Source organism: Tepidimonas charontis (assembly GCF_007556685.1).
In the GTDB taxonomy this organism is placed as follows: Bacteria; Pseudomonadota; Gammaproteobacteria; order Burkholderiales; family Burkholderiaceae_C; genus Tepidimonas; species Tepidimonas charontis.
The window spans coordinates 18,148-42,896 of sequence record NZ_VJON01000001.1; the positions used below are offsets into that span (position 1 = coordinate 18,148).

Below are 24,749 nucleotides of genomic sequence, written 5' to 3' on the forward strand. Positions count from 1 at the left end.
CGTCGCCCTCTTTCAACCCGGACCGTTTGCCACGGTGGGCTCTGGCTCCGTTTCCAACCGTTGCAACCACCCCTCCAGCGGTTCGGGGCGCCCCAGGTGGTAGCCCTGGCCGGCGTCCACGCCCAGTGCCCGCACCGTTTCCCACACCGTGGCGTCCTCGATGAATTCCGCCACCGTCTTGACCTTGCGCAAGCGCGCTACCTCCACCACCGAGCGGACAATGACGCGATCCATGGCATCGTTGGCGACGTTGCGAATGAATGCACCGTCGATCTTCAGGATGTCGATGGCAAAGCGCTTCAAATAGTCGAAGGTCGCGTGCCCGGTGCCAAAGTCATCGATCGCGACCCGAAAGCCTTGCTGGCGCAGGGCCGTCAAGGTCGCCTCGGCATCGCGCAACTGCGCGATCGCCTGGCTTTCGGTGATTTCGAAGGTGAAGCGCTCGGGGGGCAGCTGGTGGTCAGCGAACAATCGAGTGATGCGTTGCGCCAAGTCCGGGCGGGCCAACTTGGCCCCCGACAGGTTCAGGCTGCAGTAGTCGATGCGGGGCAGTACGTGGCGAAAACGCGCAAACAAGGCGCAGGCGTGCTCCATCACCGCTCGATCGAGGTTCGGCATCAAGCCGGCCCGCATGGCAGCCGGGATGAATTGTGCGGGTGACAACACGGTGCCGTCCTCGTCCACCAAGCGCGCCAGCACTTCCCCGGCGGCTTTCGCTGGCTGTTGTACGCTGACGATGGGCTGCAACATTAACAGCAGACGGCCGCGCTCGATCAGACTGCGCACGTGTTCGACTTCCGCCGTGCGGTCGCGCAACCGGTGTCTGTCGCCTCCCATCAAGACGACCCGCCGGGGCTGCGCATCGTCACCCGGTTCAAGGTCTAGCTCGCGCAAGCGCAGCAGCAAATCACTCAGACTCGGCCGGTCGCTGGTAGCAGCTGGCACCGACGCCGTCACCTCCTGCGCGACGGCGGTCTCCACCATACCGACGCGCCACGCCGGTCGCACGCTCGCATGCAGTGCGGCGTCCACGTCGCGCAAGCTCAAAGTCTGCAGGCGCTCCAACCAGCCCTGCAAAGGCAGCGCGACATCGGATACACGGGCTGCCGTTCCGACGAAGCGCCCGGTAGCCATGCGAGCCCATATCAACGTCGGGGCCCAGCCCTGCAGCGCATTGGCAACCGTACGCTCCCATGCCTGCAACACGCGGGGCCCGTCGAGGTATTCGATGGCGCGCGCGTTGGTCAACCGCACCAACAGTGCGGCCGCCGGGACGGCATCGGTGCGCTCGGCCCAGATGCGCTGCAGGCCGGCTTCATTGGCCAATCCGGTAAGCGAATCCTCGAACGCCCACTGGCGCAACCGCGCCAACGCTTGGCGGCGCTCCTGTTGCACGGCGGCCAGTACCAGCAGCACCGCGGCCGATACCAGCAAAAACAACACCAACAAAATGCTTTCGGCGATCAGTTCGGGGGCGGGTACGCCCTCCTGCCCCCGCATGGCGTAGGCGCTTGCGCCGGTCAGTACCACCCCCGTCAGCGCCAGCAGTGCGTGTAAGACCTCGGGCGGGCTTCGGTAAGCCACCACCAACAGAGCGGGCAGCAACAGATAAGCGAAACCTCGTGCTTGGGTGGCTTCCAATACGCCATATCCGGCAGCAATGGCGCTGGCCAAGGCCAGCACCACCGCCACCGCGGGGACCTCACACCGCAGGCCCGCCCACAGTCCGGCGCAGCGGTGCTGTTGTGCCGTCCCGCTCGGACGGGCGGCCGGCGCGCTTAGCCCCCACAACAGCGGCGTCAGCAGCAACGCGCCGATGCTCTCGATAGCCCAATAGGCCACCCAGGTCAGCACCCAGGCAACCGCGCCTTCGTCTCCACCGGCCGCCGTCCCCATGACCGCCAGCGTACCGACGCTGGCCGCCAGCGGTGCCGCCACCAACAATTGCGCCCACAGCCAGCGCAACACCAAGCTCAGCTGATGAAAAGGCTGCGGCTCGGCGTTCCAGCTCGTCCGCACCCACCCGGCCACCGCTATCGGCCCCACGACGCCTGCAAGCGTGATCACAGGCACCCACATCCATACGTGGCCATAGCGCCACACCGCCCACAGCGCCATGCCCAGCACCAGCGCCGCCAAGCCCGCGACACGCCAACGCAACAGCAGCACGGGCCCCACCCCCGCCACCGGCCACAACAGCGAAAAGCTTCCATCGGCAAACGCCAGTTGGCGCGAGGCCTCGGCCAAGGCCGCCACCACCAACGCGCCGACGAAGATGCGCATCAGACTGGCTTTCATGGCCCGTACCCATCCCCGTAGCCGGCCAAATTTTCGAAGCGCGTCAGCGCATTGAGGAACGCGAGCTTGACCGTGCCGGTGGGCCCGTTGCGCTGCTTGCCGATGATGATTTCCGCCACCCCGGGCTCCTTGCACTGATCTTTGGTGTAGTACTCGTCGCGGTAGATGAACATGATGATGTCGGCGTCCTGCTCGATGGCGCCTGACTCGCGCAAGTCCGACATCATCGGCCGCTTGTCGGTGCGTTGCTCCACGCCACGGTTGAGCTGCGACAGAGCAATCACCGGGCACTGCAATTCCTTGGCCAGCATCTTCAGGCCGCGCGAGATCTCCCCCAGTTCGGTAGCGCGGTTTTCTCCGTCACTGTTGCTGCCGCTCATCAGCTGCAGGTAGTCCACCACGATCAGCCCCAGTTTGCCGCATTGGCGCGCCAGTCGCCGCGCGCTGGCGCGCAGTTCCGCCGGGGTGAGCCCCGGCGTCTCGTCGATGAAGAGCGAAACGTGGCGCAGCCGCTCGATCGCTTCGGTCAGCCGCGGCCATTCGTCGGGTGTGAGCTTGCCGGTGCGCAAATGCCCCTGGTTGATGCGGCCGATCGAGCCCACCACCCGCACCGCCAGCTGCGCCGCGCCCATCTCCATCGAAAACACCGCTACCGGCAGGCCCTCGTTGAGCGCGACGTGCTCGGCGATGTTGATGGCAAAGCTCGTCTTGCCCATGCTGGGGCGGGCGGCGATGATGATGAGGTCACCGGGTTGCAGCCCTGCCGTCAGGCGATCCAAGTCGATGAAGCCGGTGGGCACCCCGGTGATGTCATTGGGGTTGTCGGCCATCTCTTGCACGCGGTCCAGCAACGCCACCACGAGCTTGTCCATCGACTGAAAGCCCTGCTTCATGCGGCTGCCTTCTTCGCCGATGGACAGGATTTTTTGTTCCGCCTCGTCCAGAATGGTGGCCACCGGCTTGCCACGTGGCGCAAAGGCTTGGGCGGCGATGTCGTCGGCCGCCGCGATGAGCTTGCGCAGAATGGCGCGCTCGCGCACGATTTCGGCGTAGCGGCGGATGTTGGCTGCACTGGGCACGAACTGTGCGAGTTGGTTGAGGTAGCTCAGGCCGCCCACCTCTTCGGCCCGGCCCAGGCTGGCCAGGTGCTCGTTGACCGTGATCACGTCGGCGGGTTTGCCACCATTGATCAGGGCATCGATCGCTTCGAAGATACGTTGATGCTCGGGCCGATAAAAGTCACTGGCCGTGACCAGATCGGCCACCCGGTCCCAGGCGGCGTTGTCCAGCAGCAGGCCACCAAGCACACTGGATTCGGCCTCCAGCGAATGCGGCGGCAAGCGCAGCTGGTTGAGCTGCGGATCGTCGTCGAGCATGGGCAGGGTCGGGGGGGTCAGCGTGTCGTCGGCGGTACTCATTGGACGTGATTGTGGCAGCAGCTCGGCCAGCCGCGGCAAGTCACACCCGCCGGCAAATTCTCAACACGCCTCCCGCCAGAAGGCGGGAACGGCGCCGGCTACGCCGCCAACCACGAGCGCGAGCAGATCAAGCAAAAAAAGGCGAGTATGGTGGCACACCGAACGTGGTGTGCGGACCTTACCACGCCAGCGACGCTTGACAGCTGATCCCCAAACGGATCGATTGATCCACCTTTGACCACAGACCGATCGGCCACACACACCGCCTGGCGCACCTCCCTGCATGGGGTATCGACCGTTGCTGGCCGTGACCATGGTGCCGACTCGGGCAAACAAAAAAGCCTGGAGAGACGTTTCCAGGCTTTGTACGCCGACTGCGGTTTGGTAGGCGCGATTGGACTCGAACCAACGACCCCCACCATGTCAAGGTGGTGCTCTAACCAGCTGAGCTACGCGCCTATGCCGTTGTCGAAAACTCTATTGTAGCCGATTTTTCAGCGCCGCCAGACGCGTTGCACGCCCGGCACATCACCCAACACCGCCATCACGCGGCTGACGCGCGTGGCGTCCGATACTTCGACCGTGAAGGTCATCCACGCCACGCCTTTGACGGTTTGCGTTTGCACGCCGATGACGTTGATCTTTTCGCGTGCGAAGGCCTCTGAGATGTCGCGCAGCAGCCCCTGGCGGTCCTGCGCCTGCACGCCCACGTCCACCGCGTACACGACCGGCTGCGCCGCATCCCCGCGCGCGGCCCATTCGACGTCGATGACGCGGTCGGGCTGGCGTTGCGCCAGGGCCTGAAAGTCGGGGCAGTCGGCGCGGTGGACGCTGACGCCTTTGCCGCGTGTCACGAACCCGCGGATGTCGTCCGGAGGCGCTGGCTTGCAGCAGCGCGCCAGCGTCGTCATCAACGACCCTACGCCCTGTACCAGCACGTCGCCCGAGCGCGCCGAGGTCACCGCGCGGTGCTTTTTCACCACCAGTTCCGCGTCAGTCGGCGCGGGTTCGGCCGGACGCAGGTGCTGCTCGATGGCGCGCAGCGTCAACGCTTCTTTGCCCACCGCTTCGAACAGCGCATCGGGTGTATCAAAACCCAGCTCCAGCGCCAGTTCCTCCAGCTTGAGCGCCGTTTTGCCCTCGCGCTGCAGCAGCCGCTCCACCTGCTCGCGGCCGCGCGCGATGTTGTCGGCAGCCGCCTGTGCATTGAACCAGGCGCGTACCTTGCTCTTGGCGCGGTGGCTGACCAAGTAGCCCGCTTCGGGATTGAGCCAGTCGCGCGACGGCCCGCCCTCCTTGGCGGCGATGATCTCCACCGTTTGGCCGGTGGCCAGTGGCGTGTTCAAGGGGACCATCTGCCCGTCGACGCGGGCGCCGCGGCAGCGGTGGCCCAGGTCGGTGTGCACCGCGTAGGCGAAGTCCACCGGCGTGGCGCCCTTGGGCAGTTCGACGATGGCCGCCTGCGGCGTCAGCACATAGATGCTGTCATCGAACAGGCCGTGCGACAGGCCGCTCAAGTCGCGCTGCCACGCCAGCAGTTGACGCAGGACGGCGATTTTGGCGTCGTACGACGAGGCGGCGGACACACCGGCGTACCCTTTGGTGCCGGCCTCTTTGTATGCCCAGTGCGCGGCCACGCCGTGCTCGGCATGCTCGTGCATCGCGCGGGTGCGAATCTGGATTTCGAACGCCCGTCCATGCTCGTCACGCACCACCGTGTGCAACGACTGGTAGCCGTTGGGTTTGGGACGGGCGATGTAGTCGTCGAACTCGTCTGGCACGGGGGTGAAATGATCGTGCACCCACGCCAGCACCCGGTAGCACGCCTCCACCGTCTCGACGATGACGCGCAGCGCGCGCAAATCGTGCACCTGCTCGAAGTCGAGCGACTTGCCGCGCATCTTTTTGACGATGCTGTAGATGTGCTTGGGCCGCCCCTGCACCTGCACCGACAGGCCCAGCGCGCGCAGCTCGCGCTCCAGGCGTTGGCGCATGTGCTCCACCACGGCCTCACGCTCGATGCGCTTTTCATCGAGCAGCCGCGCGATGTGCTTGTAGGTGTCGGGCTCGAGGAAGCGAAAGGCCAGGTCCTCCAGCTCCCACTTCAGCTGCCAGATGCCAAGCCGGTTGGCCAGCGGCGCAAACACCTGCAGCGATTCGGCCGCCAGCGCCGCATCAGGCACGCGTTTGCTGGCGGCAAAGTAGCGCAGTGTCTGCAGCCGCGAGGCCAGCCGCAGCAACACCACGCGCAGGTCGCGCGAGAACGCCAGCAGCATCTTGCGCACGTTTTCGGTCTGGGCGGCAGCCAGGGGGTGGGCTTCACCGCCGCGCGCCGCGGCACTGGCGGCTTGGGCGCGCTGGCGGGCTTGGCGCTGCAGTTGCACCAGTTTGTTGGTCTCGACCGCCACGTCGGCATACGAGTCGCCGAAAGCCTTGGCGATGACCTCGCGCGGGCGGGCCAGAAACGGGCTGGCATACACCAGGTATACGCAGGCTTGCAGATCGGCGGTCGCCCCAATAGTGCGCAAGATCTCGACGACGCCGTCGGCGTGGGCCAGCACCGGCTCGCCGGTCTCCAGCGTCTCACCGCTGAGCAGCGGCTCGGCAAAGGCGCGTGCGCGCTGCAGTGCACGCGCATCGGCACCGGGGTCGGCCAGGGCTGCTGCGATGGCGCTGCTGGCGGCCGTCGCGGCGGGATCAGGGGCTGCGCGGGTGATCACGGGGCAAGCAAAAAGTCGAGCACCACCTGTACTTGTTCCGGCTGCACCAAGGTCGGGGCGTGCCCGACGCCGGGGAACTCCACCAGGCGTGCACGTGGCCCCCGCTGCGTCATGGCCAGCGCGGTCTCGCGCGACAGCAGGTCGGATTCGGCTCCGCGCAGCAGCAGCGTGGGGCAGGTGATGGCGTCGTACAACGCCCACAAGGCCGCCGCATTGGCCTGCTGCGCGGCGCGTTCGGCCTGCTCGCTGCCCGCTGGATCAGCCGAGCGCGCTGCTTGCACCGCCTGCAGCATGGCGCGGAAGGGCACGGCGATGGCGGGGTCGTAGTGCAGCGTCCAGCCGCCTTCGACCGGGCGCAGCATCGGGCGCGTCAGCGCCAGCCATTGTTCGCGCGTGTGCGGGCCAAACGAGCGTGAAATCTCCCACAGCGCAGCGGCCGCCGCTTCTTCGGTCGGCCATACCGGCTGCTGCCCCACGTACTGGGCGATACGCTCCAACGATGCCGGCTCGATCACCGGCCCGACGTCATTGAGCACCAGCCGCCGCAACCCCATGGCCGGTTGCGCGGCCAGGGCCATACCGATCAAGCCACCCATACTCGTGCCCACCCAGTCGATGCGCAAGGCATAGGGCTCGGCGGTGCCGGTGGCCTGCGCATGGCGTTGCCGCAGATGTCCCAGCAACACCGCGGCATCGGCCGCATAGGTGGGGATTTGGTAGGCCATGGGATCGGCCAGCCAGTCGCTGTGGCCGCGCCCGGCCACGTCCACGCACACCACGGCGGCGTGCGGCGCCAGCGCTTGCGCGAGCACGTCGAAGTCGCGCGCCTGGCGCGTCAGACCGTGCACGCAGACGACGATGTGGTCGGGCTGCGGGTGGCCGGTGGCGTTCCACTCCCACCAAGCGATACGGCGCGGCGCGCCGTGGGTGGCCCGGGGGCCAGGGACAGCCAGGTGATGCAGGATGGGTTCCATCGGGCAGTGTGTGTGACAGAATGGTGCCGGATCGGCGCGGTGGCCCGCGCAAATGACCTTGATGCTATCGGAAATGGAGCGCACCTCATGCTGAAAAATAAAACAGCTCTCGTCACGGGCTCGACCAGCGGCATCGGGCTGGGGATTGCGAAAGCGCTGGCGCGCCAAGGCGCCAATATCGTGCTCAATGGCTTTGGCGACGTCGAAGGCGCACGCCAGCAAATCGAAGCACTGGGCGTGCCAGTGTTCTACCACGGCGCCGATATGAGCCGCCCCGCCGACATCGAGGACATGATGCACGCTGCCGAGCAGCGCTTCGGGCGCGTCGACATTCTGGTCAACAACGCCGGCATACAGCACGTGGCGCCGATCGAGGATTTCCCGCCCGAACGTTGGGACGCCATCATCGCCATCAATCTCTCCAGCGCCTTTCACACCACGCGGCTGGCGCTGCCAGCGATGAAAGCCGCCAATTGGGGGCGCATCATCAATGTGGCCTCGGTGCATGGCTTGGTGGCATCGGCGCAAAAATCCGCGTACGTAGCGGCCAAGCACGGCCTGGTGGGGCTGACCAAGGTCGTGGCGCTGGAGACCGCCACCACCGGCGTGACCTGCAACGCCATCTGCCCCGGCTGGGTCTTGACCCCGCTGGTGCAAAAGCAGGTCGACGCCAAGGCCGCCGCCCTGGGCATCAGCAACGAGGAGGCCACGCGGTTGCTGCTGGGCGAAAAAGAACCCTCGATGCAATTCACCACCCCCGAAGAGCTGGGCGAGCTGGCGGTGTTTTTCTGCTCGCCTGCCGCCAACAATGTGCGCGGCGTGGCCTGGAATATGGACGGCGGCTGGGCCGCCCAATAAACAGCCGACCCGGCGCCGCCCGCGCGCCGCACGACGGCCAGCCTCGGCTGGCGCGCCGCGGCCTGTCGGCCGCCGATCGATGCTGGGCGTCTAGCGTGCTGGCGTCAAATGGACCGAGCCGGACACCGTCACTTCCAGCCACGCATGCCCCGGCTCGACCGGCAACGACGGCGCGGACTCCGCGCTGGCCATGCTGAGTGTGCGCATAACCGGCCGTGGCACATCGCCGCCGGCGTTGGCCACACCGATGTGCACTTCCCCCAGCTCATAGCCGGCGTAGCCAAAGGCGCGCGCGACGTCCTGCGCCTGCTGGCGAAACGCCTCGATGGCCTGCGCACGCAGGGCGGCTTCGGCCAGCAGGGTGGCGTCACGGCTGAGCGACAACTGCAGCGCCGCGATGGACATGCCAGGCAACGCCGAGGCCACCGTCGCCACGCGCTCCAGGTCGCGCCCCTGCAGCAGCACTTCGGCACGGCCTTCCCAACCCGTGATTTGGCCATCGCGCCCGTAGCGTGGCTGCACCTGCACACCGCCGCTGGCCACCTCCAATTGACCGGGTTGCTGCAGGGGGCGCACATGCGCCAATGCCTGCTCCAGCGTGCGCCGCAGATGCGCCTGCACTTGCGCCGCGTCAGGCGCCTGATGGCGCACCGCCACCGTCATGGCCAGCCAGTCGTGCGGCACACGCTGTTGAGCGCGCGCACTCAGGTGCACGGTGTGTTTCGGCTGCGCTGCCGGCAGCGCAGCCGCCCCCTGCGCCCACCCCTGGGTTGCCGTCAGCCCCAGGCTTGCCCACAGCAGCGCACGACTCCAATGTCCTCGACGACGTGTTGGTTCCATATCGGTCTCTCCCAAAGCCACGCGGCGCCCCGCCACGCGCGCCGCACGAGCATAGCCGAGCCGCCGCTTTGCCGCGACAATGGCGCCATGAACACCCGTCGTCCCCCGCGCGTGGTCATCGTCGACGATGACCAGCGCATCCGCGAATTGCTGCAACGCTATCTGACACAAGAGGGTTTCGACGTCCTGCTGGCAGAGGACGCCAACCGGCTGGAACGGCTGCGGTTGCGCGACCCGATCGACTTGATCGTGCTGGACTGGATGCTGCCCGGCGAGGACGGTCTGTCGATCTGCCGACGGCTGCGCGCCGGCGGCGATCAAACCCCCATCATCATGCTCACCGCCAAGGGTGAGGATGTGGACCGCATCGTCGGCCTCGAGGTCGGGGCCGACGACTATCTGCCCAAGCCCTTCAACCCGCGCGAACTGCTGGCACGCATGCACGCGGTGCTGCGCCGGCGTCCACCGCCGGAGCCACCGGGGGCGGCCGCCGCCGATGGCACCGTGGTACGCTTCGGTCCATACACCTTCGACATCGGTCGGCGCCGCCTATTGCGCGACGACACCGAGCTGCCCTTGACCACTGGCGAGTTCGCAATGCTCAAGGCGCTGGTGCGACATCCACGCCAACCCCTGTCGCGGGAGCGGCTCGCGGTACTGGCGCGCGGACGCGAGTTCGAACCCTTCGATCGCAGCCTGGACGTGCAGGTGTCGCGCCTGCGCAAACTGATCGAGCCCGATCCGGCCAACCCGCGCTACATCCAAACCGTGTGGGGGGTGGGCTATATGTTCGTGCCCGACGCGTGAAGCAACGGTCGCCATGACCCTGTTTTGGCGCAATTTTTTGCTGCTGGCCGCGCTGCTGCTGTTGAGCGTGCTGGCATGGCTGCAGACCTTCCGCACCTTGGAGGAGGAGCCGCGCGCGCTGCAAAGCGCGCAGGCGCTGGCGTCGCTGGTGAATCTGACACGCGCCGCCCTCATCCATACCGACCCGATCGCGCGCATCGCACTGGTCAAGACGCTGGCCGACGAGGAAAATGTGCGCATCGCCGTGCGCGAGCGCAGCGACGTCCATCAACCCTTCGAGCCACACAGCACCGGCGCGCGCATCGCGGCGGCGCTGACCGAGCGGCTCGGCCCCGATACCGTGGTGGCGCGTGAGGTCAACGGATTCGAGGGGCTGTGGATCGGCTTTGCAATCGAAGGCGACAGCTACTGGCTGCTGGCCGATCAGTCGCGCATCGAGACCGTGCGCGGCAGCACCTGGCTGGTGTGGCTGGTGCTGGCGCTGGGCTTGTCGCTGCTGGGCGCGGTGCTGATCACGCGTGTCATCAACCAGCCGCTGCAGCGGCTGGCCCAGGCGGCGCGGCGCATCGGTGCGGCCGACTTCGAGGCGGCTCACCTCAGCGAAGCGGTATCGACGCGGGAAATCGCCGCCGTCAACCACGCCTTCAACCGCATGGCCGAGGCCCTGGCGCGCAGCGAAGCGGACCGGCGTCTGATGCTGGCCGGTATCTCGCACGACTTGCGCACCCCACTGGCGCGGCTGCGACTGGAGATCGAACTCGGTGTGCCCGATGCGGCCATGCGCGAGCGCATGGCGCTCGACATCGAACAGATGGATGCGATCATCGACCAGTTTTTGCATTACGCGCGCGATGGCAACGGCATGCGCACGCTGCTGCCACTGGCGGCAGCGGTCCAGCGCGCGCTGCAGCCATACGTCGGACGCGACGATGTGCGGCTCGACGTGCAAATTGACGACGAGGCCACCGTTTGTGCCGACCCGACCGCCCTGGATCGGGTGCTGAGCAACATCGTGGAAAACGCGCTGCGTTACGGCCGCAGCGCCGATGGGCAGGTGCGTCTGTCGGTACAAGCCAAGCGCACGCACCAGATGGTAGAGCTGCGCATACGCGACCACGGCCCCGGGGCGGCCCCCGAGGCCCTGCCGCACCTGAGCGAACCCTTCTTCCGCGCCGAACCCGCCCGCACCCAGCCAGGCAGCGGCCTGGGACTGGCGATCGTGCGCCGTACCATCGAACGCTGGGGCGGCCGCTGTCAGATCGACAACGCGCCCGAGGGCGGCCTGGTCGTCACGTTGCAGTTACCCGCGATGTGTCCTCGAGGCGGCACGCATCCGCGCACGGGCACTCGCTCGGCCGCGCTCCCCGACCACACCGCGCCCACCTGATACCGGCCCCCAACATCACCGCGCCGGGCGCTGGGTACGTAGACCCCGCGCCACCTCGCGGCTGGTGCGCACCGCCTCCCCCACCGACGAGCGCGCCTGTCGCTCAGCGCGGGCTGGCGTGCAGCAACACCACCGCGCGCGCCTCGATCGCCAACCCTTGCCCCACCGGCCCCAAGCGCTCAGCCGTTTTGGCCTTGAGGTTGACGGCCGACGCCGGCAGCCCCAGGCACTGCGCCACGCTGGCCTGCATCGCGGCGCGGTGCGGCGCCAGGCGGGGCGCCTGGGCGATGACGGTCGCATCCACGTTCACCGGCTGCCATCCGTGCGTGCGCGCCGCCTGCACCGCCGCCTGCAACAAGGTACGCGAATCGGCCCCTGCATGGCGCGGATCGTCGTCCGGAAACCAGGCGCCGATATCACCCAGCCCTGCCGCTCCCAGCACGGCGTCGGTGATGGCATGCAACAAGGCGTCGGCGTCCGAGTGGCCGAGTAACCCCTTGTCGTGGGCAATCTCCACCCCGCCTAGCACCAACCGGCGTCCCGGCACCAGGGCGTGGATGTCCCAGCCCTCGCCGATGCGCCACGGTGGTGCAGTCTGCTGGCTCAACCAGGTCTCGGCCATGGCGAAATCCTCTGCGAACGTGAGTTTGAGGTTGCGTGCCCGCCCGCGCACCACGCGCGGCCGCAGACCCAGCGCCTCCACCGCACTGGCTTCGTCGGTGATGCCGGCAAATCCGTTGGCATGGTGGGCCTGCAGCGCTTGCTGCAGCACCCCTAAGCGAAACATCTGCGGGGTCTGCGCCAGCCATTTGTCCGCGCGCGGCACGGTGGTCAGCACGCGCGCCTCGGCATCCACCTGCTTGAGCGTGTCGGCCAGAGGCACCGCCAGCAATCCTCCGACCGGGTCGTCGCGGCAGGCGTCGATGAGCGCCTGCACGTCGGCGCTGTGCAGCAGGCAGCGCGCGGCGTCGTGCACCAGCACCCAGTCCTGCGCGCGCGCGCCCGCGCCGACCAGTGCCGTCAAACCGTTGAGCACGCTTTCGGCCCGCGTGGCGCCGCCCACGCGCCAGGACCGAATACGCCCCCCATCGCCCACCGCCGTGGTGTCGTTTGGGGCCAGTACCACCGCCACCCCGGCCAATTCGGGTACGGCTGCCAGCGCCGCCAATGTGTGGTCGATGACGCGCCGCCCGGCCAGCGTGTGGTACTGCTTGGGGACCGCCAGCCCGGCCCGGCTGCCGGTGCCGGCAGCGGGTACCAACGCGTAGTATCGAGGGGGTGCGGCCTCATCGGTGGGCCAGGTTTGACCCTGTCCATCGCCGACACCATCATGTCCGGCGGCAGTGCGGTCATTGGGGGTGACAGAAGCGGCCTTCATGGCGCTGGATTCTAGAATCTCGCCTTCTCATGGAACTGCCCCGTCTGATCCCCGGCAAGCGTTTTGCTTCCACCTGTCCGCCCGCCAGCGCCGACGCGCTGCTGCTGGCCACTTTGGCTGCGCGCGAAAAGGCCGCCGGCCGCCCCACCGCGATCGTCACTGCCGACGCCGCCGATGCGCAGCGCCTGCTCAATGAGCTGCCGTTTTTTGCTCCCGACCTGCGCTGTGCGCTGTTGCCGGACTGGGAGACCCTGCCCTACGACACCTTCTCCCCGCACCAGGACTTGATTTCCGAGCGGCTGGCGACCTTGTGGCGTATCCAGCAGCGCGGCGCCGACGACGGCGCCGACGTGATTCTGGTGCCGGCCAGCACTGCGTTGTATCGACTGGCGCCGCCGTCCTTTCTGGCCGCCTATACCTTTTCGTTTCAGACCGGTCAGCGGCTCGATGCCGATCGGCTGCGCGCCCAGCTGGCGCTGGCCGGCTACCAGCATGTCACCCAGGTGGTCAGCCCGGGGGAATATGCGGTGCGCGGCGGGCTGATCGACCTCTTCCCCATGGGCTCGCCGGTGCCCTATCGGGTGGATCTGTTGGACGACGAAATCGATTCCATCCGCACCTTCGACCCCGACACCCAGCGCAGCCTGTACCCGGTGTCCGCGGTGCGCCTGCTGCCCGGGCGCGAATTTCCGCTGGACGATGCCGCACGGGCGCGCTTTCGGGCGCGCTGGCGCGAGCTGCTCGATGGCGACCCGACGCGCAGCCGCTTGTACAAGGACGTCGGCGCGGGCGTCGTGCCGGCCGGCATCGAGTATTACCTGCCGCTGTTTTTCGAGCAAACGGCCACGGTGTTCGACTACCTGGGTGCCGACGCCACCGTGGTGCTGCACGGTGACGTGGACGAGGCGATCCAGCGCTTTTGGCAAGACACGCGCGAGCGCCACCGGCTGGCGCAGGGCGACCCCGAACGCCCAGTGCTGCCCCCGCAGGCACTGTTCATGGACGCCGAAGGGTTTTACCGGCTGGCCAATCGGCACGCCCAGTGGGCGTTACGGTCTTGCGGTGGCAGCGCCGAGGCGTGGGTGGCGTGGCGTGGCGTATTCGCGGCCCTACCCGACCTGACGGTGCAGCGGGGTGCCGACGAACCGCTTCAGCGCCTGCGTAGCCACCTGGCGCGCACGTCGGCGCGTGTGCTGATCCTGGCCGACAGTGACGGACGACGCGAGCACCTGCTCGACGTTCTGCGCGCCAGCGGCATTGAGCCGCCCAGCTTCGACGACTGGGCCGCCTTTGCCGCCAGCGATGCACGCATCGGATTGACGGTAGCACCGCTGGCAGCGGGCTTTGCCTGGGTCAAGGCGGGCGTCGAACTGGTCACCGAAACCGAGCTGTTTGCCGCCGGCCCCACGGTGCGGCGGCGGCGCAAGCAAGAACAGGCCAGCGACGTCGAGGCGCTCATCAAAGATCTGAGCGAACTGCAGCCCGGTGACCCGGTGGTGCATGCCCAGCATGGCATTGGCCGCTACCGTGGCTTGGTCAACCTCGATCTGGGCGAAAAAAACCCGGACGGCAGCCCCGTCTTGCAAGAATTTTTGTACCTGGAATACGCCCAAGGCGCTACCCTTTACGTACCGGTGTCGCAGCTGCACCTGATCAGTCGCTACACCGGCGTCAGCGCAGACGAGGCACCGCTGCACCGGCTGGGCAGCGGCCAATGGGAAAAAGCACGCCGCAAGGCCGCCGAGCAGGTGCGCGACACCGCCGCCGAGCTGCTGGCGGTGTACGCGCGCCGCGCCGCCCGCCACGGGCATGCCATGCGCTTCGACGCCAAGGCCTACGAAGCCTTTGCCAACGACTTCGGGTTCGAAGAGACACCCGACCAGCGCGCTGCCATCCACGCCGTGATCCAAGATCTGATCAGCCCGCGCCCGATGGATCGGCTGGTGTGCGGCGATGTGGGCTTCGGCAAGACCGAGGTGGCGCTGCGCGCCGCGTTCGTCGCGGTGATGAGCGGCTACCAGGTGGCGCTGCTGGCACCCACCACGCTGCTGGCCGAGCAGCATTACCAAACGCTGGTGGAACGTTTTGCCAAGTGGCCGGTGCGCATCGCCGAGATGAGCCGTTTTCGCACCGCCAAAGAAATCGCCGCTGCCGTGCAGGGGCTGGCCGACGGCAGCATCGACATCGTCGTGGGCACCCACAAGCTGCTGAGCGAGAAGACCCAGTTCAAAAACCTCGGTCTACTCATCATCGACGAGGAGCACCGCTTCGGCGTGCGCCACAAGGAAGCCATCAAGGCCCTGCGCGCCGAGGTGGACGTGCTCACCCTCACCGCCACCCCCATTCCGCGCACCCTGGGCATGGCGCTGGAGGGGCTGCGCGATCTGTCGGTGATCGCCACGGCGCCGCAGCGGCGGCTGGCCATCAAGACCTTCGTGCGCGAAGAAAACCACGGCGTCATCCGTGAAGCCGTACTGCGCGAGCTCAAGCGCGGCGGTCAGGTGTACTTTCTGCACAACGAGGTCGAGACGATCGACAACCGCCGCGCCAAACTGGAGCAGCTGCTGCCCGAGGCGCGCATCGCCATCGCGCATGGACAGATGCCCGAGCGCGAACTCGAGCGCGTCATGCGCGACTTCGTGGCGCAGCGCTTCAACCTGCTGCTGTGCTCCACCATCATCGAAACCGGCATCGACGTGCCCACGGCCAACACCATCATCATCAGCCGGGCGGACAAATTCGGCCTGGCGCAGCTGCACCAGCTGCGGGGGCGCGTGGGGCGCAGTCACCACCAGGCCTACGCCTACCTGCTGGTGCCCGACATCGAAGGCCTGAGCAAGCAGGCCGCCCAGCGCTTGGAAGCCATCCAGCAGATGGAAGAGCTGGGCAGCGGCTTTTATCTGGCGATGCACGACCTGGAAATCCGTGGCGCCGGCGAGGTGCTGGGCGAAGCCCAGAGCGGCAACATCACCGAAATCGGTTTTCAGCTCTACAACGAGATGCTGGCCGAGGCGGTACGCAGCCTGCGCGACGGCAAGGAGCCCGATTTGCTGCGGCCGCTGCACGTCACCACCGAAATCAACCTGCACGCCCCTGCCCTGCTGCCACAGGAATACTGCGGCGACGTGCATCTGCGCCTGAGTTTTTATAAAAAACTGGCCAGCGCGCGCAGCGCCGAGCAGCTCGACGCGCTGGTGGAGGACATCGCCGACCGCTTCGGCAAGTTGCCGCCGGCGGCCCAAACGCTCATCGAGGTGCACCGGCTGCGCGTGCTGGCCGAGCGCTACGGTGTGGCCAAGATCGACGCCACGCCGAGCCACATCCTCATCACTTTCCGGCCCAACCCGCCGATCGAGCCGCTGCGCATCATCGAACTGATCCAGAAAAACCGCCACGTCAAGCTCGCTGGCAACGACCGCTTGAAAATCGAGCGTGCGCTGGCCGAGCCGCGCGACCGCGCGCAACTGGTGCGCGATATCCTGCGCGCGCTCGGTCAGCCCACCACCCTGACGCCCGCATGAACGCCACCCCCCCATCGCTGCAACCCGCCTTCCCCGTGGTCCGCCACACCTGGCTGGACGACGCCCAAGCGTTGCTGACCGGTACCTTGATCGTCGCCCTGGGTCTGGTGCTGTTTCGACATGCCGGTCTGGTCACCGGTGGCACCGTCGGGCTCGCGTTTTTGGTCCACTACGCCAGTGGCTGGCCGTTTGGCGCGCTGGTGTTTGCCATCAATCTGCCCTTCTACGTGCTGGGCTGGGTACGCATGGGGCGCGCCTTCACGCTCAAAACCGTCCTGGCCGTCGGGCTGTTGGCGGCCTTCACCGAAGCCATGCCGCACTGGATCGGCCTGCAACACGTGCACCCGGTGTTTGCCGCCTCGGCCGGTGGCCTCTTGGTCGGCGTGGGCTTCATCATCTTGTTTCGCCACCGCGCCAGCCTGGGCGGCTTCAACACCCTGGTGCTGTGGCTGCAAGAGCGCTTTGGCTGGCGCGCGGGCGTGGTTCAATTGCTCATCGACGGCAGCATTTTGCTGGCGGCGTGGCCGCTGTTGGATGCGCAGCGCCTGGCACTGTCGGTGTTGGCCGCGGCGCTGATGAATATCACCCTGGCCATCAACCACCGTCCCGGCCGCTACGTCGCCTTTTGAAGGACGCCGCGGCGGCGCACCCGCGCCGCGCCCCCTCTGATGCGCTTTTTTTGCCGAGCCACCATGCACGCACTGACCGAAATCGCCCCTGGCCTGAGCATCCAAGGCTTCACACCGCCGCTGCGGCTGCGCGACTTCAAGCTGATCGCCTTCGACATGGACTCGACGCTGATCAACATCGAGTGCGTGGACGAAATCGCCGACGCCGCTGGTCGCAAGGCCGAGGTGGCGGCCATCACCGAAGCGGCCATGCGCGGCGAAATCACCGATTACAAGGAGAGCCTGCGCCGCCGCGTGGCCCTGCTCGAGGGTGTGACCGTCGAGCACCTGGAGCACGTCTATCGAAACCGTCTGAAACTGCACCCCGGTGCGGCCGAACTGGTGCTGGCCTGCAAAGGCGCAGGACTCAAGGTATTACTGGTCAGTGGGGGGTTTACCTTTTTCACCGACCGACTGCGTGAGCGCTTGGCACTGGACTTTGCGCGCAGCAACCGGCTCGAAATCGTCGATGGCCGTCTGACCGGTCGGCTGCTGCCGCAGCACTGGGGCGACATCTGCGATGGCGCCGAAAAGCGCCGCACGCTGCTGCAGGCGTGCGACCTGATCGGTTGCGCGCCCGAGCAGGCCATCGCCATGGGCGACGGCGCCAACGATCTGGAGATGATGGCCGCCGCCGGTCTGTCGGTGGCCTATCGCGCCAAACCGAAGGTACGGCTGCAGGCCAAGATCGCCATCGACATCGGCGGGCTGGATCGGCTGCTCGAAGTCGTGCAGCCGTGAGCGCCCGCCAGCCGTATCAGGCCGGCTCGGGTACGCTGGGCAACCCCGCCAAGGCCATCGCCAGCTCGCGCTCGTCGTAGGTCTCGTCCTTGAGCTCGCCCGCGAAGTACTTTTGGTACGCCGCCATGTCGAAGTGGCCGTGGCCACACAGGTTGAACAGGATGGTTTCGCTCTTGCCCTCGCGCTTGCAGCGCAGCGCCTCCTCGATCGCCCCCTTGACGGCGTGATTGGCCTCCGGCGCGGGGACGATGCCCTCGCAGCGCGCAAACAGCACCCCGGCTTCGAAGCACTGGGTCTGGGTGTATGCGGTGGCTTCGATCAGACCCAGCTCCTTCAGGTGCGACACCAGCGGCGCCATGCCGTGATAGCGCAGGCCACCGGCGTGGAAGGGCGGTGGCGTGAACGTGGAGCCCAGGGTGTGCATCTTGGTCAGCGGGGTCAGGTGCGCCGTGTCGCCAAAGTCGTAGGCGTATTTGCCCCGCGTCAGCGACGGGCACGCCGCCGGCTCCACCGCGACGATGCGCGGCTTGGCCCCTCCGCGCAGACCATGACCGATGAACGGAAACGCGATACCCGCGAAATTGCTGCCACCGCCGGTGGCGCCGACGATGACGTCGGGCCAGGCATCGGCCATCTGCAACTGCTCCATCGCCTCCAGACCGATGACGGTCTGATGCAGCAGCACGTGGTTGAGCACCGAGCCCAGCGCGTATTTGGTGTCCTCACGCTGAGCGGCCAGCTCCACCGCCTCGGAAATGGCGACGCCCAGGCTGCCCGGGTGGTCGGGGCGCTGCGCCAGCACGCGGCGGCCGTATTCGGTTTCGGTGGACGGCGACGGCAGGCAGCGCGCGCCGTAGGTCTCCATGACGGCGCGGCGATACGGCTTTTGGTCGTAGCTCACGCGCACCTGAAACACCAGCACCTCCAGCCCAAAGAGTTGCCCCGCAAACGACAGCGACGTGCCCCACTGTCCTGCGCCCGTCTCGGTGGTCAGCCGCTTGGTGCCCGCCTGCGCGTTGTAAAACGCCTGCGGCACGGCGGTGTTGGGCTTGTGACTGCCCGCGGGGCTCACCCCCTCGTACTTGTAGAAGATCTTGGCCGGCGTGCCCAGCGCCTTTTCCAGCCGGTGCGCGCGATACAGCGGCGAGGGCCGCCACAAGCGATAAATCTCACGCACCGGCTCCGGGATCTCGATCTCACGCTCGGTGCTGACCTCTTGCCGAATCAGCTCCAGCGGGAAGAGCGGCGCCAGATCATCCGGTCCCACCGGCTGCAGCGTCCCAGGGTGCAGCACGGGCGGCGGGGCCTTGGGCAGGTCGGCGACGATGTTGTACCAAAACGTCGGCATTTGGGATTCGTCGAGCAGATATTTGGTGGGGGTGGACATGGTGCTCCTCGATAGACGCTGGAATCGGTACGGGGGCTGCCGTGACTGACCCGGCGAATTCAACCAGGCTTTGCGGTACGCCAACGCCGCGGCCGCCGGCGACAATGTAGCATGCGCCGCCCACTGTCCCGGTTGTTCGACATCCTGTCCACCCTGGTCATCGCTGCCGCCGTTTTCTGGGTGGTGCAGGCCTGGATGCTGCGTGACAGCCCCTCCCATTGGCAGGAGAATGGGGCGCTGCGCTGGGTGCTGGCGGACGGCACGCTGGGGCACGGCACGCTGCGCGATCTGCGCCGGGCGCTCGGCGTCACCGATGCCCCCGTGGGGCTGTATGTGTGGGCCACCTGGTGCCCGATCTGCGCCGCGATGTCCGATGCCGTCGATGGCGTGGCGCGCGAGCAAACGCTGCTGACCGTGGCCACCCGCAGCGGGGAGGCGGATGCGCTGCAGCGGCACCTGCAAGGGCACGGGCAGCGGTGGGTGGTGATCTTGGATCCGGACGGACGCTTGGCACAGCGACACGGCTGGCGTTCGGTGCCCGTCTTTGGCGTGCTGATGCCCGACGGGGCGCTGGAGCACGTCACCGTGGGCTACACGACCGCCTGGGGTATGCGGTGGCGGCTGTGGTTGGCCAAGCGCTGACACGCCTGCAGCGCCGCTGAGCTCACCCCAAAATCGACGCGAGACTGCAGCTGCGTACCCGGTGCAGCACGACCCTGGATAGCCGCGGCTCGCCGCAGCCCGGGCGCACCGGTTACCGCAGCGGCGGCGTGTGTGCGCAGGCGCGGGGGGGCATGGACGCAGGGTGGCGCTTGCACGCCCGCCACACCGGCGCGGCGTTTCAGGTCGCCGCTACCGTTGCCGACGCACCGCTCTCCGTGGCCGCCACCGCCCGACCACGCCCCGCCTGTTTTGCGGCGTAACAGGCCTCGTCGGCGCGCTTGAGCACGTGCGGCCACTCCTCGCTCGAAACATCCGCATCGAAAGCGACAGCGCCAATGCTGGCCCCGATGGGAAAGTGCCGCCCCTTCCAATCGAAAACGAATCCGCCCAGCGCACTCACGATACGCTGCCCCACCTCGAGCGCAGCAGCCTGGTCGAGCTCGCGCAACAGCACCGCGAACTCATCTCCACCTAGGCGCGCCACCGCATCCACGGGCCGGGTCTGCTCGCGCAACAACAAGGCCACCCGCCGCAAGGCGGCGTCGCCTGCATCGTGCCCCGCCGTGTCGTTGATGGGCTTGAAGTGATCGAGATCGATGAGTAACACCGAGTGGCGCTGCCCAGGTCGGCCTTGCGCGCGCCAGCGCTGCACCTCACGCTCGAAGCCGCGCCGGTTCAGCAGACCGGTGAGTGCATCGGTGTGCGCCGAATCCTCCATGCGCTGGCGCTCGGCGTGCAGCAGCCCCTCGCTGCGGTGAATCACCCAAGTGACCAGAGTGCCGATGGCCGCGCCCAACGCGAACAAACCCAGGCCCAGCCAAATCATCAGGGTCTGCGTGGACCGCTGCGTGGCTTGCGCTTCGGCGCGCGCCGCCTCCGTCATGCCGTGGTGCTGCTCCGCCAGCGACTCCAGGGCGCGCACGAGTTCGCGCTGGCGTTCGATCACGCGATCGGACTCGAACAATGCGCGCGCCTGGTCGTCCTGGCCACCGATCAGGGCTTCCACGATGGCGCGCTGCGAGCGACTCAGCGCCACCGCGTCGGCCTGGATGCGCTCGAAACGCGCGCGAATCTCGGGCGGCTTGGGTAATGCCAGCCACGCGTCGCGCGCGCGGCCAAAGGCCAAGCCCTGCTGCTCGAATGCCTGCGCGTCCTCGCTGCGGTCCAGCGGGTCGGGCTGCGCCAGCATGCGCAGCATCAGCAGGATGCGCTGTTGCACGGCCGCGGCCATCTCGCGGGAGTGGCGCTCCGCCGCCACCGTGACATCCGTCACCTCGTCCAGCGCCGCCCCCACCGCCTGCATGCGCGCCATGCCCACATACACCAGCGCCGCCTGCAAGGCCAACAAGACGACGAAGGTGGCAGCGACGATGGCCGCCATGCGGGGGTGACGCCCCAGTTGACCAAGCAGTGTGGACATATCGTCATCGTCCTGTCACGAAGGGGACCGTGGTGCCGATGATACTAACTATATACTACAGATTCGCAGCGCCGCCGCCAACCGCCGCACGCCCTCGCGAATGCGCGCCTCGTCCACGGTGGCAAAGCTCAGGCGCAGCGTGGCGCGGTCGGGGTCGCGGGCGAAGAACGGCGCCCCCGGCACGAACGCCACGCCCTGCTCGATGGCGCGCTGGGCCAGCTCGGCGCCGTCGGTGCACGTACCGCCCGCCCCGGTCAAGCGCACCCAGACGAACAAGCCACCGCGCGGTGGCTCGAACGCCACCGCTTCGCCCAACTCCGCCTGCAGGGCCTGCACCATGGCATCGGCACGGCGGGCATAGATGCCGCGCACGCGCGCCAGCGTCGCCGGCATGCGGCCGGCCGCCAGATAGTGGGCGGCCGTGGCCTGCGCGAAGGTGCTGGTGTGGGCGTCGCTGAACTGCTTGCACATCGTTGCCTTGGCCAGCAACGCCGGTGGCGCCACCAGCCAGCCCACGCGCAGCCCCGGCGAGAGCACCTTGCTCAAGCTGCCGCAATGCACCAAACGGGCGCGGCTGCCGGGCACCTGGGCGCTCAAGGCCAGCAGGCTCGGCGGTGGCGGCGCGTCGAAATACAGATCGCCATAAGGATCATCCTCCACCACCAGCGTTGCCGTTTGCACCGCCAGCTCTAGCACGCGCCGGCGTCGCTGCAGCGACATCGTCGCACCGCTCGGGTTGCCAAAGGTCGGGATGAGATAGACGAATTTGGGCCGATGCTGCTCGATGAGGCGCTGCAGCACCTCGACATCGGCGCCCTGCCCGTCCACCGGCACCGTGATCAACTCCGCCCCATACAGCTTGAAGCACTGGATGGTGGCGAGGAAGGTCGGCCCCTCGACGATCACCTTGTCACCGGGGGAGATCAGCGTCTTGCCCAGCAGGTCCAGCGCCTGCTGGCTGCCGGTGGTCACGATCAGGTCGGTGGGCGCCACATCCACGGCTCCCTTGGACGCCATGAACGCCGAGAGCTGCTCGCGCAGCGGATCGAAGCCCTCGGTGGCCCCGTATTGCAACGCTGCACCGGGGTTGGACGCCAGCGCCGCCAGCGCCGCTTCGCGGATCCCCTCCACGTCGAACAGCGCCGCGTCCGGGAACCCGCCGGCAAAGCTGATGATGCCGGGCTTGCCCAGCAGCTTGAACAGTTCCCGAATGGCCGACGTCTCGACGTTGTTGAGCCGCTCGGCCAATCGAACCGGCGCGCTCGCGGCAAAATCCGACATCACAGATCCTTGAATCCAATGAATGGGCAAACGGCCCGGAGACGGACCCTTTCCCTGTTGCACGATGACTCCCCGCGATATCGAGGCGTTTTTCGCCACACTGCAAGCCGAACGCCCCCATCCGCAGACCGAACTGGAGTATACGAGTGTGTTCGAACTGCTCGTGGCGGTGCTGCTCAGCGCCCAGGCCACCGATGTCGGCGTCAACCGCGCCACACGCGGGCTGTTTGCCGTGGCCAACACGCCCGAGGCCATCCTTGCGCTCGGGCTGGAGGGGCTGCAGGCGCACATTCGCACCATTGGCCTGTACCGCAGCAAGGCGCGCCACCTGCTGGCTACCTGCCGTTTGCTGCTGGAGCGCCACGGCGGCGCGGTGCCGCGCAACCGTGACGCCCTTGAGGCGCTGCCCGGCGTCGGACGCAAAACCGCCAATGTGGTGCTCAATGTCGCCTTTGGTGAGCCGACGATGGCGGTGGACACCCATATTTTTCGCGTCGCCAACCGCACCGGGCTGGCCCCTGGCCAGACGCCGCTGCAGGTGGAGCAGGCCTTGCTGCGGCGCGTGCCGCCGCGCTATCTGGAAGACGCCCATCACTGGCTGATCTTGCACGGACGCTACGTATGCAAAGCGCGCGCGCCCCTTTGTGGGCAGTGCAGCGTGGCGGCCTGGTGTGACCACGCGCGTTCCAGCCGTCGTCCGGCGGCCCAGCGCCCGCGGCGTCCACGGAGTGACGGCCGATGACGGGCACCGCCACACTGCCGTGGCTGGAGCCTGGCGCCCCCTTTCCGCCGGTGGACAGTGCCTGGGGCCCGCGTGATCCGATCCCGGGCTTACTCGCGGCTGGCGGCGCCTTGGACGTGCCTACCCTGTTGCGCGCCTACGCCGAGGGGATCTTTCCGTGGTTTGGCCGCGACCAACCCATTCTGTGGTGGAGCCCCGACCCGCGCATGGTGCTGCGTCCACAACGTTTTCGCCTGCACCCGTCGCTGCGCAAAACCATCCGCAGCGCCCTTCGCAACGGGCGGCTGGAGATTCGCTTCGACAGCGCCTTCGACGCCGTCATCCAGGCCTGCGCCGACACACCGCGGCCGGGACAAGACGGCACCTGGATCGTGCCGGAGATGGTCGCTGCCTACCGGGCGCTGCACCGCGCCGGCTACGCGCACAGCGTCGAAGCGTGGTGGGACGGCGAACTGGCGGGCGGTTTGTACTGCGTCGCCCTGGGGCACGCCGTCTTTGGCGAGTCGATGTTCACCCGGCGCCGCGATGCGTCCAAGATCGCCTTGGCAGCGCTGGTGGCCGCCTGTCGCGCCTGGGAGGTGCCGCTGATCGACTGCCAGCAAAACACGCGCCACTTGGCTTCGCTCGGGGCCGCCGAGGAACCCCGCGCGGCCTTCGTGCAGGCGGTGCGCCAGGCCATCGCCGCCGCGCCCCTCAGCTGGCGCTGGGATTCCGTATACTGGGATCGATTGTGGTCGGCGACAGCCGCTCCTGCTCCTAGCCCTGCCCCTGACCCGACGTGACCCGACTGCAAGAGCTGCCCCTGACCGCCGTGCAGTTTTATGCCACGGCGCCCTACCCGTGTAGCTATCTACCGGGGCGCGTGGCACGCTCACAAGTGGCCACCCCCAGCCATCTGATCCAGAGCGAAACCTACTCGCAGCTGGTGGCGGCGGGTTTTCGGCGCAGCGGTCTGTTCACCTACCGCCCGCACTGCGATGGCTGCCAGGCCTGCGTGCCGCTGCGGGTGCTGGCGGCCGAATTCACCCCCAACCGCAGCCAGCGCCGCGCCTGGCGCCGCCACGCGGGCCTGCAAGCGCGCGTGATGCGGCTGGGGTTTTCGCCGCAACACTACGCGCTGTATCTGCGCTATCAGCGCAACCGGCATCCGGGCGGCGGCATGGACCACGACGACACCGAACAGTACGCCCAGTTTTTGCTGCAAAGCCACGTCAATTCGCGGCTGGTGGAGTTCGTTGCACCGGCGGCCGGCGAAGGCCAGGACGAGCAGCTCGTCATGGTGGCGCTGATCGATTTGCTCGACGATGGTTTATCGGCCGTCTATACCTTCTACGACCCGGATTGGCCTGGTTCGCTTGGCACCTACGGCGTGCTGTGGCAAATCGAGCAGGCCCGCCGCATGCAGCTGCCGCACGTCTATCTGGGCTACTGGATCGCCGAAAGCGAGAAAATGGCTTACAAGGCGCACTTCCAACCGCACGAGCTCTTCGTCGATGGCGCCTGGCGCCGCCGCGATGCGGGGGCGCACACGCCCATCGGCCAAGGGTAATTCCCCCAGCACGCCGGACCTTAGCGCCACGTGGTCCCATGACAGCACGGCGCTCTTTTCACCTCGTAAAATTTGCAACCGCGGCTTTGTCGCTGCA

The 24,749-nt window shown here is 67.5% G+C and carries 19 protein-coding genes and 1 tRNA gene; 10 read left to right on the forward strand and 10 right to left on the reverse strand.

Going from position 1 to position 24,749, the window contains the following annotated elements:
• Nucleotides 1-12 precede the first annotated feature (12 nt).
• From Tchar_RS00105 to Tchar_RS00125, 5 genes are all read right to left on the reverse strand, one after another.
• Complete coding sequence (locus tag Tchar_RS00105; RefSeq protein WP_144327070.1) at nt 13-2,298, reverse strand: EAL domain-containing protein; 2,286 nt, start codon at nt 2,296-2,298, stop codon at nt 13-15.
• Nucleotides 2,295-3,716: a replicative DNA helicase gene (dnaB, locus tag Tchar_RS00110; protein ID WP_144327071.1), complete on the reverse strand. Its 1,422-nt coding sequence runs from the start codon at nt 3,714-3,716 to the stop codon at nt 2,295-2,297. Before dnaB ends, Tchar_RS00105 begins: the two co-directional genes overlap by 4 nt.
• Nucleotides 3,717-4,098: 382 nt before the next feature.
• A tRNA-Val gene (locus Tchar_RS00115) sits at nt 4,099-4,175 on the reverse strand.
• Nucleotides 4,176-4,210: 35 nt separating this feature from the next.
• On the reverse strand, nt 4,211-6,433 hold the full coding sequence (locus Tchar_RS00120) for a RelA/SpoT family protein (protein WP_408033520.1): 2,223 nt from the start codon (nt 6,431-6,433) through the stop codon (nt 4,211-4,213).
• The gene (locus Tchar_RS00125; protein ID WP_144327073.1) at nt 6,433-7,410 is read right to left on the reverse strand and encodes an alpha/beta fold hydrolase; all 978 of its coding nucleotides are present in this window, start codon (nt 7,408-7,410) and stop codon (nt 6,433-6,435) included. The genes Tchar_RS00120 and Tchar_RS00125 overlap by 1 nt, the downstream gene beginning before the upstream one ends.
• A gap of 87 nt (nt 7,411-7,497) precedes the next feature.
• Between Tchar_RS00125 and Tchar_RS00130 the strand changes: the two genes are divergently transcribed.
• Nucleotides 7,498-8,268 (forward strand): 3-hydroxybutyrate dehydrogenase, encoded by a 771-nt coding sequence (locus tag Tchar_RS00130; protein WP_144327074.1) that lies wholly within the window; start codon nt 7,498-7,500, stop codon nt 8,266-8,268.
• A gap of 90 nt (nt 8,269-8,358) precedes the next feature.
• Here Tchar_RS00130 and Tchar_RS00135 read toward each other — a convergent pair whose 3' ends face one another.
• Nucleotides 8,359-9,108, reverse strand: a complete 750-nt coding sequence (locus Tchar_RS00135) for an SIMPL domain-containing protein (RefSeq protein WP_144327075.1) — start codon at nt 9,106-9,108, stop codon at nt 8,359-8,361.
• A gap of 87 nt (nt 9,109-9,195) precedes the next feature.
• On the opposite strand from Tchar_RS00135, the gene ompR reads away from it, so the two are divergent.
• On the forward strand, nt 9,196-9,915 hold the full coding sequence (gene ompR / locus Tchar_RS00140; RefSeq protein WP_144327076.1) for an osmolarity response regulator transcription factor OmpR: 720 nt from the start codon (nt 9,196-9,198) through the stop codon (nt 9,913-9,915).
• Nucleotides 9,916-9,928: 13 nt separating this feature from the next.
• Nucleotides 9,929-11,302: a sensor histidine kinase gene (locus tag Tchar_RS00145; protein ID WP_144327077.1), complete on the forward strand. Its 1,374-nt coding sequence runs from the start codon at nt 9,929-9,931 to the stop codon at nt 11,300-11,302.
• Nucleotides 11,303-11,405: 103 nt separating this feature from the next.
• Here the strand turns inward: Tchar_RS00145 and ispD are convergent, their stop codons facing one another.
• The gene (gene ispD / locus Tchar_RS00150; RefSeq protein ID WP_144327078.1) at nt 11,406-12,680 is read right to left on the reverse strand and encodes a 2-C-methyl-D-erythritol 4-phosphate cytidylyltransferase; all 1,275 of its coding nucleotides are present in this window, start codon (nt 12,678-12,680) and stop codon (nt 11,406-11,408) included.
• A gap of 29 nt (nt 12,681-12,709) precedes the next feature.
• Between ispD and mfd the strand changes: the two genes are divergently transcribed.
• The 3 genes from mfd (at nt 12,710) to serB (ending at nt 17,610) form a co-directional block, all read left to right on the forward strand.
• Nucleotides 12,710-16,201, forward strand: a complete 3,492-nt coding sequence (gene mfd, locus Tchar_RS00155; protein WP_144327079.1) for a transcription-repair coupling factor — start codon at nt 12,710-12,712, stop codon at nt 16,199-16,201.
• Complete coding sequence (locus tag Tchar_RS00160) at nt 16,198-16,830, forward strand: YitT family protein (RefSeq protein ID WP_144327080.1); 633 nt, start codon at nt 16,198-16,200, stop codon at nt 16,828-16,830. Before mfd ends, Tchar_RS00160 begins: the two co-directional genes overlap by 4 nt.
• Before the next feature lie 63 nt (nt 16,831-16,893).
• The gene (serB, locus tag Tchar_RS00165) at nt 16,894-17,610 is read left to right on the forward strand and encodes a phosphoserine phosphatase SerB (RefSeq protein WP_144327081.1); all 717 of its coding nucleotides are present in this window, start codon (nt 16,894-16,896) and stop codon (nt 17,608-17,610) included.
• A gap of 16 nt (nt 17,611-17,626) precedes the next feature.
• Here serB and Tchar_RS00170 read toward each other — a convergent pair whose 3' ends face one another.
• Nucleotides 17,627-18,997 (reverse strand): TrpB-like pyridoxal phosphate-dependent enzyme, encoded by a 1,371-nt coding sequence (locus tag Tchar_RS00170; protein ID WP_144327082.1) that lies wholly within the window; start codon nt 18,995-18,997, stop codon nt 17,627-17,629.
• 111 nt (nt 18,998-19,108) lie between these two features.
• On the opposite strand from Tchar_RS00170, the gene Tchar_RS00175 reads away from it, so the two are divergent.
• Entirely contained in the window at nt 19,109-19,639 is a 531-nt protein-coding gene (locus Tchar_RS00175) for a thioredoxin domain-containing protein (protein ID WP_144327083.1), read from the forward strand.
• A gap of 199 nt (nt 19,640-19,838) precedes the next feature.
• On the opposite strand, the gene Tchar_RS00180 is transcribed toward Tchar_RS00175, so the two are convergent.
• Nucleotides 19,839-21,080 carry a GGDEF domain-containing protein gene (locus tag Tchar_RS00180; RefSeq protein ID WP_144327084.1) on the reverse strand — a complete coding sequence of 414 codons (1,242 nt, stop codon included), beginning with the start codon at nt 21,078-21,080 and terminating at the stop codon, nt 19,839-19,841.
• Nucleotides 21,081-21,128: 48 nt separating this feature from the next.
• On the reverse strand, nt 21,129-22,361 hold the full coding sequence (locus tag Tchar_RS00185; RefSeq protein WP_144327085.1) for an aminotransferase-like domain-containing protein: 1,233 nt from the start codon (nt 22,359-22,361) through the stop codon (nt 21,129-21,131).
• 64 nt (nt 22,362-22,425) lie between these two features.
• Between Tchar_RS00185 and nth the strand changes: the two genes are divergently transcribed.
• Genes nth through Tchar_RS00200 form a run of 3 tightly spaced genes read left to right on the forward strand, consistent with a single transcriptional unit; the run spans nt 22,426 to nt 24,652 of the window.
• The gene (gene nth, locus Tchar_RS00190) at nt 22,426-23,103 is read left to right on the forward strand and encodes an endonuclease III (RefSeq protein WP_144327086.1); all 678 of its coding nucleotides are present in this window, start codon (nt 22,426-22,428) and stop codon (nt 23,101-23,103) included.
• Entirely contained in the window at nt 23,100-23,885 is a 786-nt protein-coding gene (gene aat, locus Tchar_RS00195) for a leucyl/phenylalanyl-tRNA--protein transferase (RefSeq protein WP_144327087.1), read from the forward strand. Before nth ends, aat begins: the two co-directional genes overlap by 4 nt.
• The gene (locus tag Tchar_RS00200) at nt 23,882-24,652 is read left to right on the forward strand and encodes an arginyltransferase (RefSeq protein ID WP_144327088.1); all 771 of its coding nucleotides are present in this window, start codon (nt 23,882-23,884) and stop codon (nt 24,650-24,652) included. The genes aat and Tchar_RS00200 overlap by 4 nt, the downstream gene beginning before the upstream one ends.
• The last annotated feature ends 97 nt before the right edge of the window (nt 24,653-24,749 follow it).